This window comes from Variovorax sp. 20P10.2.4, from assembly GCF_058244205.1.
This window is the reverse complement of the sequence record NZ_JBZAYE010000126.1, coordinates 1-15,643: the sequence shown is the minus strand read 5'-3', so window position 1 is coordinate 15,643 and position 15,643 is coordinate 1. Positions and strand designations below refer to the sequence as shown.

13 protein-coding genes are annotated in these 15,643 nt (G+C 69.8%); 7 read left to right on the top strand and 6 right to left on the bottom strand.

Annotated elements, in window-relative coordinates; all coding sequences use genetic code 11:
* Both AC27VN_RS14730 and AC27VN_RS14725 read right to left on the bottom strand, forming a co-directional pair.
* On the bottom strand, positions 1–465 hold a 465-nt coding region (locus tag AC27VN_RS14730; protein WP_490876994.1), incomplete at its 3' end, for an alpha/beta hydrolase fold domain-containing protein.
* A gap of 1 nt (position 466) precedes the next feature.
* Positions 467–1,348 carry a 2-keto-4-pentenoate hydratase gene (locus AC27VN_RS14725; RefSeq protein WP_490876993.1) on the bottom strand — a complete coding sequence of 294 codons (882 nt, stop codon included), beginning with the start codon at positions 1,346–1,348 and terminating at the stop codon, positions 467–469.
* 82 nt (positions 1,349–1,430) lie between these two features.
* Between AC27VN_RS14725 and AC27VN_RS14720 the strand changes: the two genes are divergently transcribed.
* From AC27VN_RS14720 to AC27VN_RS14690, 7 genes are all read left to right on the top strand, one after another.
* A complete protein-coding gene (locus AC27VN_RS14720) occupies positions 1,431–2,567 on the top strand; it encodes an iron-containing alcohol dehydrogenase (protein WP_490876992.1) in 1,137 nt (378 codons plus the stop codon).
* Positions 2,568–2,733: 166 nt separating this feature from the next.
* Complete coding sequence (locus AC27VN_RS14715; RefSeq protein ID WP_490876991.1) at positions 2,734–5,079, top strand: type VI secretion system Vgr family protein; 2,346 nt, start codon at positions 2,734–2,736, stop codon at positions 5,077–5,079.
* Positions 5,080–5,093: 14 nt separating this feature from the next.
* Positions 5,094–5,531 carry a hypothetical protein gene (locus AC27VN_RS14710; RefSeq protein WP_490876990.1) on the top strand — a complete coding sequence of 146 codons (438 nt, stop codon included), beginning with the start codon at positions 5,094–5,096 and terminating at the stop codon, positions 5,529–5,531.
* A 14-nt stretch (positions 5,532–5,545) separates the two neighbouring features.
* Entirely contained in the window at positions 5,546–8,203 is a 2,658-nt protein-coding gene (locus tag AC27VN_RS14705; RefSeq protein WP_490876989.1) for a DUF2169 family type VI secretion system accessory protein, read from the top strand.
* On the top strand, positions 8,200–9,333 hold the full coding sequence (locus AC27VN_RS14700; RefSeq protein ID WP_490876988.1) for a pentapeptide repeat-containing protein: 1,134 nt from the start codon (positions 8,200–8,202) through the stop codon (positions 9,331–9,333). The genes AC27VN_RS14705 and AC27VN_RS14700 overlap by 4 nt, the downstream gene beginning before the upstream one ends.
* Positions 9,330–10,007: a DUF3540 domain-containing protein gene (locus AC27VN_RS14695; protein WP_490876987.1), complete on the top strand. Its 678-nt coding sequence runs from the start codon at positions 9,330–9,332 to the stop codon at positions 10,005–10,007. The genes AC27VN_RS14700 and AC27VN_RS14695 overlap by 4 nt, the downstream gene beginning before the upstream one ends.
* Before the next feature lie 45 nt (positions 10,008–10,052).
* Positions 10,053–10,439, top strand: coding sequence for a DUF4150 domain-containing protein (locus tag AC27VN_RS14690; protein WP_057590264.1), 387 nt, complete (start codon positions 10,053–10,055; stop codon positions 10,437–10,439).
* Between the two features lie 22 nt (positions 10,440–10,461).
* Here AC27VN_RS14690 and AC27VN_RS14685 read toward each other — a convergent pair whose 3' ends face one another.
* The 4 genes from AC27VN_RS14685 to AC27VN_RS14670 all read right to left on the bottom strand — a co-directional run bounded on the left by AC27VN_RS14685 (position 10,462) and on the right by AC27VN_RS14670 (position 15,403).
* Positions 10,462–10,776: a YciI family protein gene (locus tag AC27VN_RS14685; protein ID WP_490876986.1), complete on the bottom strand. Its 315-nt coding sequence runs from the start codon at positions 10,774–10,776 to the stop codon at positions 10,462–10,464.
* Positions 10,777–10,811: 35 nt separating this feature from the next.
* On the bottom strand, positions 10,812–11,804 hold the full coding sequence (locus AC27VN_RS14680; protein ID WP_490876985.1) for a tripartite tricarboxylate transporter substrate binding protein: 993 nt from the start codon (positions 11,802–11,804) through the stop codon (positions 10,812–10,814).
* Positions 11,805–11,921: 117 nt separating this feature from the next.
* A complete protein-coding gene (locus AC27VN_RS14675; protein ID WP_208508017.1) occupies positions 11,922–12,995 on the bottom strand; it encodes a patatin-like phospholipase family protein in 1,074 nt (357 codons plus the stop codon).
* 38 nt (positions 12,996–13,033) lie between these two features.
* Positions 13,034–15,403 (bottom strand): Tex family protein, encoded by a 2,370-nt coding sequence (locus AC27VN_RS14670; RefSeq protein WP_490876984.1) that lies wholly within the window; start codon positions 15,401–15,403, stop codon positions 13,034–13,036.
* Positions 15,404–15,643 lie beyond the last annotated feature (240 nt).

Sequence of the window (15,643 nt, the reverse complement as noted above, 5' to 3'; positions counted from 1 at the left end):
CAGGCTCGCACCCTCGCGCGCGACGAAGGCGAAGGCATCCCACGCATCGTCGGAAGCGGTCGGGAACTTGTGCGCGGGCGCGAGCCGGTAGTCGACCGACACCACGGCGCAGCCACTCTTCTTGCTCAGCACGCGGCACAGCGTGTCGTGGGTGCGGATGTTGCCGACCGTGAAGCCGCCGCCGTGGAAGTACATGAGCACCGGCAGCACCTCGGCCGAGGGCGCGTAGAGCCGCGCGGGAATCGCATGGCCATCGCGCGCGGCGATCTCGAAGTCCTCGATGCGCGCGAGCTCGGGCTTGGGCACCTCGAGCACGCCCGCGCCGCGTTCGTACGAGGCCTTGGCCTCGTCGGGCGTGAGCTGGTCGAGCGAGGGATGGCCGGCGCGCGCCATGCGCTCGACCACGCTGGCCATCTTGGCGGTCAGCGGATGGGGAAGTCGTTGTGCGGTGGGATTCGTCGTCATGTCACTTGAAGGAAACGACCACGGGCTGGGCGCGCGCCAGGCCTTCGTAGGTCACGAGCACCGTCTGCCCCGCCTTGGGCGGCAGCAGCGGCGAGAAGGAACCGAGGCTGATGAGGTCGCCGGGCTTCATGGCGATGCCCTCCTTGCCGAGCGCGCCGGCCAGCCACACCACGGCATTGAGCGGATGCTCGAGGATGTCCGAGCCCTTGCCGTGCGCGAGTTCGTTGCCGGCGCCGTCCTTCATCACCACCGTCATGTCGCGCAGGCTCTGCAGCAGCACGGCCTGGCCCGCGCCGTCGGCGGGCACCTCGATCGCCACGCCCTTGACGCCCAGGCGCGCCGCCACGTTGATGGCCGCGAGGCCCGGGCCGCCGAGCTTGGGCGGGGTCTGCACCGCGAGATCGGGCAGCTCGATGAAGGGGATCACCTGGTCGATGGCGGCGAGCACCTCGGCCGGCGTCTTCGCGGCGTTGATGTCGGCGCTCTTCACGCGCACCAGCATGTCGGCCTCGAACAGCGGCCGCGCGCCGAAGGCGGCATCGACCACCGCGCCGGTGTCGAGCACCATGTCGCGGTAGAGCACGCCCCACACCGGCTGGTCGTAGTTGAAGCGCTTCTGCACCGCGGGATTGGTGAGCCCGGCCTTGTAGCCGACCACCGGGCCGTGCTTGCGCGCATGCAGCGCATTGAGCTTCGCGCGCGTGCAGGAGGCATCGGTCTCGCCCATGTTCTCGAGGTCGGCCGCGGGCCGGTGGGCCTCGAGCGCGGCCGCGAAATCGGCGACCTGTTCGTCGCTGAGGCAGGCCGCCAGCGCCGGTGCGGCGGACAGCACGGCGATCGCTGTGCCGAGCGCGACAGCGGCAAGGGTTTTCTTCGTGTGCAAGGTGCCTCCCTCCTGATAGTTTCGGTAGATTCGATGGTCCGCCATCGTACTGCCCGCAAGCTCCGGAACCCCTCCCCCACCCATGGCCCTCATCCAATACCTGACCCAGATCCAGTTCGAATTCGGCGCGGTGAAGCTGCTGTCGAGCGAGTGCGCGCGCATCGGCATCAACCGCCCGCTGATCGTGACCGACGCCGGCGTGCGCGCGGCCGGCATCCTGCAGAAGGCGATCGACGCCATCGCCGACCTCGAGGTCACGATCTTCGACCAGACCCCGTCCAACCCGACCGAGGCCGCGGTGCGCGCGGCCGTCGAGCTCTACCGCAGCGGCCGCTGCGACGGCCTGATCGCCGTGGGCGGCGGCTCGGCCATCGACTGCGCCAAGGGCGTGGCGATCGCGGCCACGCACGAAGGTCCGCTCAAGACCTACGCCACCATCGAGGGCGGCTCGCCCAAGATCACCGAGCGCGCGGTGCCGCTGATCGCGGTGCCCACCACCAGCGGCACGGGCAGCGAGGTCGCGCGCGGCGCGATCGTGATCGTCGACGACCACCGCAAGCTCGGCTTCCACAGCTGGTTCCTGATGCCCAAGGCCGCGATCTGCGACCCCGAGCTCACGCTCGGCCTGCCGCCGCGCCTGACCGCCGCCACCGGCATGGACGCGATCGCGCACTGCATGGAGACCTTCATGTCGGCCGCCTTCAACCCGCCGGCCGACGGCATCGGCCTCGACGGCCTCGAGCGCGCCTGGGGCCACATCGAGCGCGCCACCAAGGACGGCAGCGACCGCGAGGCGCGCCTCAACCTCATGAGCGCCTCGATGCAGGGCGCGATGGCGTTCCAGAAGGGCCTGGGCTGCGTGCACTCGCTGAGCCACAGCCTCGGCGGCGTCGATCCGCGCCTGCACCACGGCACGCTCAACGCGCTGTTCCTGCCCGCGGTGATCCACTTCAACGCCGGCGCCGAGTCGGTGCAGAAGGAGCAGCGGCTGCAGCGCATGGCGCAGGCCATGCACCTCGATTCGGCCGGCGACCTCGGCGATGCGATCCGCGACATGAACGCGCGCCTAGGCCTGCCCAAGGGCCTGGCCGAAGTGGGCGTGACGCCCGCGCTGTTCGAGCAGATCATCGACGGCGCGATGGCCGACCACTGCCACAAGACCAATCCGCGGCTGGCCACGCGCGACGACTACCGCGCGATGCTCGAAGCCTCGATGTGAGGCCGGGCCGGGGCGCCGACCCCGGCCTTATAAACAGTTCGTCTTAAGCGCGCGGTCTTAGCGCGCCGCATGCGCCATCGCGTCATGTCGATGACATGAGGGCTTCCTAGACTGGCCTCGACGACCCGCACCCGCCGGGTCCTTCGAGAACAGGGAACACCTTCGAATGACGCGAACCATCCGGGTCCACACCGCACTGAGCGCCGAGCAGTTGAAGTTTCGCGCGATGCGGGGACAGGAAGGCCTCTCCCGACTCTTCGAGTTCGAGGTCGACATGGTCAGCACCAGCTTCAACCTCGACCTGAAGACGCTGCTGGGCACCTCGCTGAGCATCGAGGTCTCGGACGACGCCGGCCCGCGCTTCCTCAACGGCACCGTGGTGCGCTTCGAACTGCTGGGCCGCGCCAACGAGACCGGCCGCCACTACGTCTACCGCGCGCTGGTGCAGCCCTGGCTCTGGTACCTCACGCGCACCACCGACAGCCGCATTTTCCAGAACCGCAGCGTGCCCGAGGTGCTCGACGAGGTGCTCGGCAAGTACGGCTTCGAGTACGAGAAGCGCCTGACCGGCAGCTACCGCAGCTGGGAGAACTGCGTGCAGTACCAGGAGAGCGACTTCGCCTTCGCGAGCCGGCTCATGGAGCACGAAGGCATCTCCTACCACTTCGAGCATTCGAACGGCTCGCACCTGCTGGTGCTGGCCGACGATGCCGGCGCCTACCGGCCGCTGCCCGGCTACGCCAGCATCCCGTACCGGCCGCGCGATCGCGTGGTCGACGCGCTCGAGCCCTGCATCGATCGCTGGCGCGTGGCCGAGCAGATCACCTCGGGCCGCGTGATGCTCGACGACTTCGATTTCCGCAAGTCGCGCGCCTCGCTGCAGAGCGTGCAGCAGGACCCCAAGGGCCACGACCATGCCTCGTACGAGGTCTACGAATGGCTGAGCGGCTACAGCGAGCACCAGCAGGGCGACACCTATGCGCGCATCCGCCTGCAGGAGCTGCAGTGCGCGCACGAGCTGGCCGCGGGCCACACCAACGTGGCGGGCATGGCGCCCGGCTACCTGTTCTCGCTCACGCATTGCCCGCGCGAAGCCGACAACCGCGAGTACCTGGTCACCGAGACCCGCTACGACCTGCAGGAGCCCGAGTACTCGAGCGGCGGCAGCGCCGAATCGGTGTGCGAGTTCGACTTCACCGTGCTGCCCTCCTCCGTGGTCTACCGGCCCGCGCGCAAGACGCCGCGCCCGCGCACCAGCGGACCGCAGACCGCCACCGTGGTCGGCCCGCAGGAGATCTGGACCGACCGCTTCGGCCGCGTGAAGCTGCAGTTCCGCTGGGACCGCTACGGCCAGGCCGACGAGAACAGCTCCTGCTGGGTGCGCGTGTCGAGCAGCTGGGCCGGCGCGAACTTCGGCACCATGCACATGCCGCGCGTGGGCCAGGAGGTCATCGTCGACTTCATCGGCGGCGAGCCCGACCGGCCGATCATCACGGGCCGCGTCTACAACAGCGACCAGATGCCGCCGTGGGAACTGCCGGCCAACGCCACGGCCAGCGGCATCCTCACGCGTTCGAGCGAAGGCGGCGCGGCCAACCAGGCGAACATGCTGCGCTTCGAGGACCGCACCGGCGCCGAGCAGATCCTGCTGCATGCCGAACGCAACCTCGACGTGGAGGTCGAGGCCGACGAGACCCACACCACCGACGGCACCCGCACCACGCTGATCAAGGGCCACGAGTCGGCCACCTACCAGGACGGCGAGACGCGCGACATCACCGCGGGCGCGCAGGAGACCATCACCGGCGGCGACACGCGCGACGTGACCGGCGGCTTCAGCGAGACCATCAGCGGCGGCGTGAACCAGCGCATCACGGGCGGCAAGAACCGCAACCTGGCCGGCGGCCTGAACGACACCATCACCGGCGGCGTGAACCTCGCGATCACCGGCGGCTTCCACGGCACCATCGACGGCCAGGAGATCCGCTTCGTGAGCGGCGGGCGCAACGACACCATCAACACCGTCAACAACACGACGGTCAACGGCCCCTCGACCACCATCGTGACCGGCCCGACGGTGCACACCTCGCCCGACGTGACCTTCAACACCACGAACCACATCCACAACACGACGCAGCACGTCATCAACACCAACGTCTACAACACGACCTCGACCACCTACAACAACACGACCAACAACTACACCAACAACTCCACCGTCTACAACAACAACTACGCATCGAGCGGCGACTGGCGGCTCGCGCGCGTGGGTGGCGTGGGCTTCCGGCTGAGCCTGGTGGGGATGTCGCTGGACGTGTGGGGCGCGCGGCTGCAGTACTACGCGGCGCTCAACGCGCAGCTCGCGACGGTCAAGATCGACGTGGCCATCTTCTCGCTGAAGAACGCGCCGCTGAAGATCAGCACCACGGGCCTGAAGATCGCCCAGAAGGGCATGCTGATCGCGACCGGCGGCCTGGCGGCGAAGTTCAAGGTGCTGACCCTGGTGGTCTGACGCACCCGGCAACGATGGAAATTCTCCTGTGGATCGTCTTCGCGGTGCTGATGGGCTCGATGCTGCTGGTGGCGGTGTCGGTCGTGATCGTGGCCACGCGCGAGAACCGCGCCTATTCGGCCGAGGCCAAGACCTGGGAACGGCTGGCGCAGACCGGCATTCCCGCGCAGGCCGTGGTCGAGTCGCTCAAGCGTTCCGAGAATGAGCTCTCGCGCGGCGGCTCGCAGGGCCAGACCGTGTATGCCGTCGAGCTCTCGCTGCGCGTGATCGGCGCCGACGCCGTCGTCGAGGAGCGTCCCGCCATCGTGCGCACGCTGATCGACGAAGGACTGCTGCCGCAGTTCGCCGTGCCCGGCAAGCCGGTGCACCTGCTGCGCGATCCGGACGACGCCTCCATCTTCGCCATCGACCGCGCGCGCACGCCGCTCGAGATTCCGCGCGCCTCGCACTGAGCGCGCGTCCTGCCGTGAAAACAGTCAAACCCCTGCGGCTGAGCGTCATCACGCGCCCGTTCCTGCGACAAGGCCATCAGCGCCTGGCGCTCACGGTGATGGGCATGGTGTCGATGGGCGAACAGCCGGTGCTGCTGCCCGAGACCGAATTCTGGAAGACGGTGTCCGAAGAACTCGGCCCCACCGGCGCCATCGACCTCGGCATGCCCAAGGCCTGCGCCGAATTCCTGGCCACCGGCCATGCCTACACCCATCACCAGGCCGAAAAGACGGCCTGCGCGGTCGAGCTGCGCGTGGGCGCGCTGGCGCGGCAGCTGGTGGTGTTCGGCGACCGCTACTGGGTCGATGGCCGCGCGAGCGCGCCGCAGCCCTTCGAATCGATGCGGCTGGACTGGAGCCGCGCCTATGGCGGCCCGACCTTTGCCGACAACCCGCTGGGCATCGGCCACCAGCCCGAACTGGTTAATGGGCTGTGGGTGCAGCGGCTGCCCAACGTCGAGCATCCGCAGCGCCGCATCGACCATCCGGGCCGCGAGATGGAGCCGGCCTGCCTCGGCGCCATCGACGTGAGCTGGCCCGCGCGCATGCGGCTGATCGGCAGCGACTACGGCGCTCATTGGCGCGAGCACCTGTTCCCCGGCTTCGCGCAGGACATGGACTGGCGCCTCTTCAACGCCGCCGCGCCCGAGCAGCGCTGGCCCCAGGCCGACTGCATCGCGGGCGGCACGCCCTACGAGCTCTGGAACATGCATCCCGCGCAGCCCGTGCAGCGCGGCCGGTTGCCCGACTGGCGCGCGCGCGGCTTCGTGGCGCGCAAGGCGCAGCCCGGCAGCGACGAGCCCGAACATTTCGACGAGGTCGAGCTGCGGCTCACCACGGCCTGGTTCTTCCCGCACCGCGAACAGATCGCGCTGATCTTCCATGGCGAGACCGCGATCGCCGAAGACGACGCCGCCGACATCACGCACCTCATGCCCGCGATCGAGCGCGCCGCCGATGCGCCGCGCCCGCTGGCCCACTACCTCGAGATCCTGCAGCGCCGCAGCGACCCCGAGACCGGCGCGCTCCACACCTTCCGCGACGAGGAGCTGCTGCCCGCCGAGACCATCGGCCCCTGGATCGACCAGCTCGAGGACGAGGAATCGCCCCTGGTGCGCAACATGCGCGAACGCGCGCGCACGCTGCGCGAGGACCTCGCCGACAAGGGCGTGGCCGCCGGCCACAAGCCGCGCCACTTCAAGGAACGCGCGGTGCCCGAGCCCTTCACCAGGCGGCCCAGCCTCAGCGAGCTGCCCGTGTTCATGGAGCGCGCCAAGGCCTACGAGCGCGAACAGTTGCAGAAGCTCGAGGACGGCCGCCGCGACCTCGCGCGGCATGCGAAGGCCAACGCGCCCGAGTCACGCAAGGTCGGCTTCGACACCGGCGAGATGGTCGACGGCGCGCAGCGCACCGAGGTCAAGGGCCCACCGGCCTTCGATGCGAAGACCGTGATGCAGGGCCTGCTGGGCATCGCGCCCGCCACGCGCAGCCCGCAGATGCCGCCCGAGCAGCAGCGCGCGCTCGAGCAGGCGGCCGAGAACGGCCGCCGCGGCCTGATCGACATGTACCGGCTCGGCGCCCAGCACCAGAGCGCGGCCGATGCGATGGACGCTGTGCGCGCGGCCGAGGCGCGCGAACGCGTGCTGCAGCTCATGGCGACCACGCGCGATCTCTCGGGCCTGGACCTGACCGGCGCCGACCTCTCCGGCATCGACCTGCGCGGCGCCCGGCTGCACCGCACCCTGCTCGAGAGCGCGTCGCTCGCGGGTGCGCAGCTCGATGGCGCCGATGCCACCGAGGCGGTGCTGGTGCGCGCGAACCTCGCGCATGCCTCGCTGGCCCACTGCGTGCTCGACCGCGCCAACCTGAGCCTCGCGCGCTGCGAGCGCACCTCGTTCGCGTACGCCCGGCTGTCCGAGACCACGAGCGAGAAGAGCCGCTTCGAGCACTGCGATTTCGGCGGCGCGCAACTCGCGCAGCTGAACCTGTTCGGCATGCACTTCGAGGGCTGCCGCTTCGACGATGCGCACTTCGACTACGTGACCGTGCTCGAAGGCAGTCGGCTCGTGGACTGCAGCTTTCGCGGCGCCACGCTGCACAAGTTCGGCCTCATTGCCTGCGAGGTCGAGGGCCTGGACTTCGCGGGCGCTTCGCTCGAAGCCTGCGCCTGGGCCCACACCGTGGCCGACCGGCGCGTGAGCTTTCGCGGCGCCACGCTGCGCACCACCTGCTTCGTCGGCACCAGCAGCCTGCGCACGGTCGATTTCGAAGGCGCCACGCTGGTCCATTGCAGCCTGCGCGAGATGCAGCTCGAGGGCGCGCGCTTCGTGCGCGCCACGCTCGACACCTGCGATCTCTCGGGCTGCGTGCTGACCGGCGCCGACCTCAGCGCCATCGATGCCCCCGACAGCCTGTTCATCCGCGCCGACTTCACGCAGGCCTCGCTGCGCGGCGCCAATCTCATGAATGCCCATCTGCAGAAATCCCGCCTGCTTTCCTGCGACCTGCGCGAAGCCAACCTGTTCCGTGCCGATGTCTCGCAGACCGTGATCGACACGGTGACCGACACCCACGGCGCCTACCTCGAACAGGCCAAGACGCTGCCGCGCCGCGCGGCGGACCCGGTGCAATGACGCCGGAAACCCTGGCCCTGAAACTGCGCGGCGGCGAATTCATCGAGCGGCAGGACTTCCAGGGCATGCGATTCGATGGCCTGGATTTGAGCGGTGGCGCCCTGCGCGACTGCGATTTCTCCAACGCCAGCCTGCGCGGCGCGAAGCTCGCGGAATCGGCCTTCGATGCCTGCCGCTTCGACGGCGCCGTGCTCGACGCGGCCGACCTGCAGCGCGCGGGCTTCCATCGCTGCAGCCTGGCACGCGCGAGTCTGCGCGGCGCCACGATGAGCCGCGCGGCCTTCAGCGACTGCGAGTTGCACGAGATGGATGCCGCCGAGGCCCGGGCCGATCTCGCGGCCTTTCACCAGAGCCGGCTCGATGGCGCGAGCTTCGCGGGGGCCGAACTCACGAAGGCCGTGTTCGGCGAGTCGAGCCTGGCCGGCACCCGCTTCGACGCGGTGGCGCTGAACACCACCGTCTACTACCGGGCCGCGCTGCGCGGCGCGCGCTTCACGGGCGCCAGCTTCCACAACGTGATCTTCAGCGAGGCCGATCTCGCGGGCCAGGACTTCTCGGGCCAGCAGTTCCGGCTCTGCCAGTTCATCGATGCCGACCTCGGCGGCAGCAACTTCGACCGCGCGACGCTGATCCAGTGCAACTTCAAGGGCGCGAAGCTCGCGCGCGCGCTGCTCACCGCGGTGCATGCGCCGCAGTGCCTGTTTCCCGAGGCCGACCTGCGCCACGCCGATGCGCGCGGCGGGCATTTCGACCAGAGCCTGTGGGTCGGTGCGCGGCTCGACGACGCCGACCTGTCGGATGCGCGGCTCGAGCAGTGCGTGTTCCACCGCGCGCAGTGCCGGCGCACCTCGTTCGCGCGCAGCCGGCTCGTGTATGCGGACTTCGCCTATGCCGACCTCGGCGAGGCCGACCTGCGCGGCGCCTTCTTCGAGCGCACGCAGATGCACCGCGCGCTGCAGTCCGGCACCCGATGGGGCGACCGCGGCGGCGTGCTCGACAGCGACCCGGCCCTGTTCGAGGCCGAACGCTTCTCGGCCGCGCGCCAGGACCGCCCGCAACGCGCGGGCCGCGACGGTTTCGGCCGGCCGCTGCCTTCCACTTCCGACGACCTCGAGGACCTCGCACCATGAGCCCTGCCGCCCTGCGTGAACGCGCCTCCGCTCCTACCGCGCACGACGCGCCGGACATGCAGACCTTGCTGCGCCGCCCACTGCCCGCGCGCGCCGCCTGGACCGGCAACGCCCTCGGCACCGTGCTGCAGGCGCTGCCCGGCGATGCCTTCCTCGTCGAGGCACAGGCCGGCGGCGAACGCTGGCACTGCCCGCGCGCCGCGAGTTGCCTGCTGCAGCCCTCGGTCGGCGACACGGTGCTGGTGGCCGGACCGCGGCGCGACCAGGCCTACCTGATCGCCGTCATCACGCAGGCCGACCCGGCACAGGCGCGGCTCGCGGTCGACGGCGTGCTCACGCTGCAGGCCGGCACCCGGCTCGAACTGGCCGCGCCCGAACTCGATCTGCAGGCGCGCAAGGCACGGCTCGAGGTCGGCGAGATGGACTACCGCGGCGGCGAAGTGCGCATCACCACGCTGCTCGCGCGCTTCGTCGGCCGCACCTGCGAGACCGTGCTCGACCGGCTCAACGTGCTCACGCGCTCGAGTTTCAGGCTCACCGAGGAGGTCGAGCAGGTGCGCGCGGGGCAGATCGACTACCAAGCGGAAGAGACCCTGCGGCTGCACGCGAAGAATACGCTGGTGAGCAGCAAGGGGCTGGTCAAGGTGGATGCCGAGCAGATCCACATGGGCTGACCCGCGCCATCGACCACCGACGACAGCCAGAAAGGAACAGCCACCATGTTCGCCAACGCACAGATGATGGGCGTCGACCTCGCCTTCCCCGACGTCTGCAAGACGCCGCCGGCATTGCCGATCCCCTACCCCAACATCGCGCTCGGCCCGACGGCGATTCCCAACGCCTGGAACATCCTCTACGGCGGCACGCCGGCCCACAACATGGCGACCGTCACGCCGATCACCAACGGCGACAACGCGGGCGTGCTGATGGGCGTGGTCTCGCAGACAGTGATGGGGCCCTCGCGCCACATCACGGGCGCCTTCACCGTGCTGCTCAAGGGCACGCCGTGCACGCGCATGACCAGCCTGTCGGTGCAGAACCGCTGCAACATCGTCGGCATGCGGATCGTGCCGAGCCAGTTCAAGGTGCTGGTGCTGGCGGCCTGAGCCGCTGACAAGGTGTGATGCCTCAATCCGCCGGGGCGGACGACGCAGCGAACCAGTCCTCGGCCCAAGACTGGCGCTTCACCGGCTGGAATTCGCTGAAAGCGAAGCGCGCGAGCTGTTCGCGGTTGAACGGGTCGTCGAGGAAGAAGGCCTGCAACTGTTCGAGCGACTCCGCGCGCGCCAGCATGAAGCCGCCGGTGGCCGGCACCTTCGGGCCCGAGCACAGCAGCAGGCCGGCGTCGTAGCCCAACTGCAGGTAGGCGCGATGCGCGGGCACGGATTCCTGGATGCGTGCCAGGGGCACGAGGTAGTCGATCTCGACGATGAAGTGCTTCATGGACGGCGGGCAAGCACCCGCCGTGCCAGCGATGGCTACTCGGCCTTCACGCCCGCGGTGCGGATCACCGCGCCCCACTTCGCGGTCTCCGACGCGATGAAGGCATCGAACTCCTCGGGCGTGCCGCCAGCCGGAAAGGTGCCCATCGCATCGAGCTTCGCGCGCGTCTCGTCGCTCTTGATGATGCGCGCCACCTCGTCCGACATGCGCTTGACGATCTCGCGCGGCGTGCCGGCCGGCGCGAGCATGCCGGCCCAGGTGCTGCCGGTGAAGCCCGCGAAGCCCTGCTCGATGAAGGTCGGCACGTCCGGCACCGCGGGCAGCCGCTTGTCGCCCGCCACGCCGATCAGCCGGATCTTGCCGGCCTTGGCCTGGTTGATGAGCCCGGTGGGTGCATCGAAGAAGAGCTGGATCTGCCCGCCCATCAGATCGGTCAGCGCCGGCACCGCGCCGCGGTACGGGATGTGGATCATGTAGGTCTTGGTGAGCGACTTCCACAGCTCGGTCGTGAGGTGCGCGGCCGAGCCATTGCCCGACGAGCCGAAGCTCACCTTGCCGGGATTCGCGCGCGCGTAGTCGATCAGCTCGCGCGCGGTCTTGAACGGCGCGTCGAGGTTGACCGCCGCGAGCAGCGGCGACACGCCCATCAGCGACACGCCCGCGAGGTCCTTGCGCGGGTCGTAGGGCAGCTTCGGATAGAGCGAGGTGTTGGCCGCGTAGGCCGCGATCACCACGCCGAAGGTGCTGCCGTCGGGCGCGGCCTTGGCGACCGCATCCACACCGATCAGGCTGTTGGCGCCGGGCTTGTTGTCGATCAGCACCGGCTGGCCCAGCCGGGTCTGCAATCCGATCTGCACCAGCCGCGCCATCTGGTCGGTGAAGCCGCCGGGCGTGTAGGGCACGACGATGCGGATCGGCTTGTTGGGCCAGGCGCTCTGCGCGAGCACCGGCAGGCCGAACGTGGCGGCCGCACCGGCGGCGGAGGTGGCGATGGCGAAGCGGCGGCGCGACATCAGGGCATGGGGCATCGGGAACGGTCTCCTGCTTGTTGTGGGCCGTCCGGGCCGGACGGCATGCGGGCCATTCTCGAAGCGCGGGCCGCGTGCCCGTTCAGGGTTTGCCCGGCGCGCGGTGGCGCGCGCCGCTCAGAGCGGAAGGATCTCGGCGGCGCTGCCGCGCGCCAGCCATTCCTGCAATTCGTCCGACAGCCGCTCGGCCTCGCGCGTGGCCCGCGTCCAGGCAGCGATGCGCGCCTGCGCGTCGTTCTGGAAATGGATGAAGTCCTTGCGATCGGGCAGCTTGCCGTTGGGCAGGGTCTTCACCCAGTCGGGATCGGGCGCGAGCACCACCATGCGGTCGAGGAAGCCCGTGGACTTGTGGCGCCAGCGCAGCCCCTTGTCGAGCCAGCCCGGCACCACCGCGCGCTGGAAGTGCGGGTACAGCACCAGGCCGTCGTCGACCGGCTGGTAGTCGAGGTGCAGGTGGTAGTCGGTGATGCCGCCGTCCCAGTAGGCGCCGCGCGGCGCGCCCGGGATGTCGTGCACCGCGGCCAGCAGGAACGGGATCGAGCACGAGGCCTGCAGCACCAGGTTGAAGTTGTCCTCGCGCAGCGCATGCTGGCGGGTGCGGAAGTCGCGCGTGCCGAAGGGCAGCTCGGCGCCGGGCGTGGAGAACACGCAGCGCTCGAGCCAGGCGCCCAGTGTCTTGCGGTGCACGCTGTTCGACGCGAAGGCGCCGAGGTAGCCGACCGGCGTGCGCGCCCTGCCCTCGCGCCCGAGGATGTGGCGCCCGCGCGAGGTCACCACGTGCAGCCGGTAGCGCGGATGCGCGAGCACCTCGCCGATGCGCCCGCCATAGAAGGCCTGCAGGCTCTCGGCGAAGCGTTCGCTCAGCTGGTGCGGGCTCAGCCGCTTCTGTCCCGGCGGCACCTCGAACTGCTGGCGCACGTAGTCGTGCTCGAAGCGCTCGAAGGCCGCGACCGGATCGCCGAGGCAGGCCGTGGCCAGCCGCCAGGCGCCGATCGACGCGCCCACCAGGTGCACCGGCTGGTCCGATTGCGCGAGCCACTCGCCGAAGACGAAGCGGTCGATCGGCCCGAGGATCAGCCCCTTGGGACCGCCGGCCGCGCCGGGGATCGTGCGCACATCCTGCGGCCGCAGGCCCTGGGCCTCGATGTGCCGGCGCGCGGCGGGGCCGGCGTAGATGCGCAGGGCTTTCATGCCAGGGCCATCAGCAGGATCCGTGCGCGTCGCGCGGATTACTTGCGCAACCCCTGCAGCTTCGCAAACGCATTCGCCATCTGCCCCGAAGGCTGCGGCGTGTTGTCGCGGCGCGGCTGCTGGCCGCGGCCGGCGCCTTCGAAACGGTTGTCGCGCGGGCCGTCGCGGCGCGCGGGCGCGGCGTCGAGCTTCATCGACAGGCCGATGCGCTTGCGCGCCACGTCGACCTCCATCACCTTCACCTTGACGATGTCGCCGGTCTTCACGACCTCGCGCGCGTCGTTGACGAACTTGTGGCTCAGCTGGCTCACGTGGACCAGGCCGTCCTGGTGCACGCCGAGGTCGATGAAGGCGCCGAACTGGGCGACGTTGCTCACGGTGCCCTCGAGGATCATGCCCTCCTGCAGGTCGGCGATGTCCTCCACGCCGTCGTTGAAGCGCGCCACCTTGAAGTCGGGGCGCGGGTCGCGGCCGGGCTTCTCGAGTTCGCCGAGGATGTCCTTGACGGTGATGACGCCGAACTTCTCGTTGGCGAACAGCTCGGGCTTGAGCGTCTTGAGCATGTCGGCGCGGCCCATCAGCTCGGCAATCGGCTTGCCGGTCTTGACGATGATCTGCTCGACCAGCGGATAGGTCTCGGGATGCACGCCGGTGACGTCGAGCGGATCGGTGCCGCCGCGGATGCGCAGGAAACCCGCGCTCTGCTCGAAGGCCTTCGGGCCGAAGCCCGTGACCTCGAGCAGCTGCTTGCGGGTGCCGAAGGCGCCGTTGGCATCGCGCCAGCGCACCACGGCCTTGGCCACGGCCGAGGACAGGCCCGAGACGCGGCTCAAGAGCGGCACGCTCGCGGTGTTGAGGTCCACGCCCACCGAGTTCACGCAGTCCTCGACCACGGCCTGCAGGGTGCGCGCGAGCTCGCTCTGGTTCACGTCATGCTGGTACTGGCCCACGCCGATGCTCTTGGGATCGATCTTCACGAGCTCGGCCAGCGGGTCCTGCAGCCGGCGCGCGATGGAAGCGGCGCCGCGCAGGCTGACGTCGACGTCGGGCATTTCGAGGGCCGCGAATTCGCTGGCCGAATAGACCGAGGCGCCGGCCTCGCTGACCACCACCTTGTCGACCTTCATCTCGGGCGCGCTGGCCTGGGCCGCCATCTTGGCGAGCAGCTTGATCAGGTCGGCGGCGAGCTTGTCGGTCTCGCGGCTGGCGGTGCCGTTGCCGATGGCGATCAGGTTCACGCCGTGCTTGGCGCTGAGCTTGCCGAGGGTGTGCAGCGACCCTTCCCAGTCCTTGCGCGGCTCGTGCGGGAACACGGTCGCGGTCTCGACCAGCTTGCCGGTGGCATCGACCACCGCCACCTTCACGCCGGTGCGGATGCCGGGGTCCAGGCCCATCACCACGCGCGGGCCGGCCGGTGCGGCCAGCAACAGGTCGCGCAGGTTGTCGGCGAAGACCTTGATCGCGACCTTCTCGGCGTCCTCGCGCAGGCGCGTGAACAGGTCGCGCTCGGTCGACAGCGCGAGCTTCACGCGCCAGGTCCAGGCCACGCACTTGCGCAGCAGGTCGTCGGCCGGGCGGCCGGCATGGCTCCAGCCCAGGTGCAGCGCGATGCGGCCTTCGGCGACGCTGGGCTTGCCCGGCTCGGGCTCCACCGGCAGCACCAGCTTGGCGTCGAGGATGTCGAGCGCGCGGCCGCGGAACACGGCCAGCGCGCGGTGCGAGGGCACGCGGCCGATCGGCTCGTCGTAGTCGAAGTAGTCGCGGAACTTGGCGACGTCGGCGTTGTTCTCGTCCTTGCCGCTCATCAGGCTGGACTTGAGCAGGCCTTCGTTCCAGAGCCATTCGCGCAGGCGCTGCACCAGCACGGCGTCCTCGGCCCAGCGTTCCGAGAGGATGTCGCGCACGCCGTCGAGCACGGCGGGCACGGTCGAGAAATCGGGGCCGGGCTTGCCGTCGTCGAGCGTGGTGGCGGGCTGCAGGAAGGCCTTGGCCTCCACGGCGGGATCGAGCGTGGGGTCGGCCAGCAGCTTGTCGGCCAGCGGCTCGATGCCGAACTCGCGCGCGATCTGGCCCTTGGTGCGGCGCTTCTGCTTGAACGGCAGGTACAGATCTTCCAGCTCCTGCTTGGTCGGCGCGAGTTCGATCGCGGCGCGCAGTTCGGGCGTGAGCTTGCCCTGCTCGTCGATGGCCTTGACCACCGCGGCGCGACGGTCCTCGAGTTCGCGCAGGTAGCTCAGGCGCGCCTCGAGCTCGCGCAGCTGGGTGTCGTCGAGGCCGTCGGTGGCTTCCTTGCGGTAGCGCGCGATGAATGGAACCGTGGCGCCCCCGTCGAGCAGTTCGACGGCGGCCTTCACCTGATGCTCGCCCACCTTGATTTCGGCGGCGAGCTGGCGAATGATTTTCTGCATTGCTGAGTGGCGTCCCTGTCGCTGCGACCGGCCGGCCGGTCGCGTTGGTCGAATGAAGCGCGCGAGTTTGCCATAGTGAAAATGGCGTCCGGCCATCCGGCGCGGACACTTGTCCGACCGCTCCACGCCCCCAACTCCCCACCGTGCAACCACCCTCCTCCCCTGGCCCGCGCCGGCCGCCGTCCCGCTTCGGGAAGTTGTTACGGACGGTGTTCGCCGTGCTGCTGGTGCCGCTCCTGC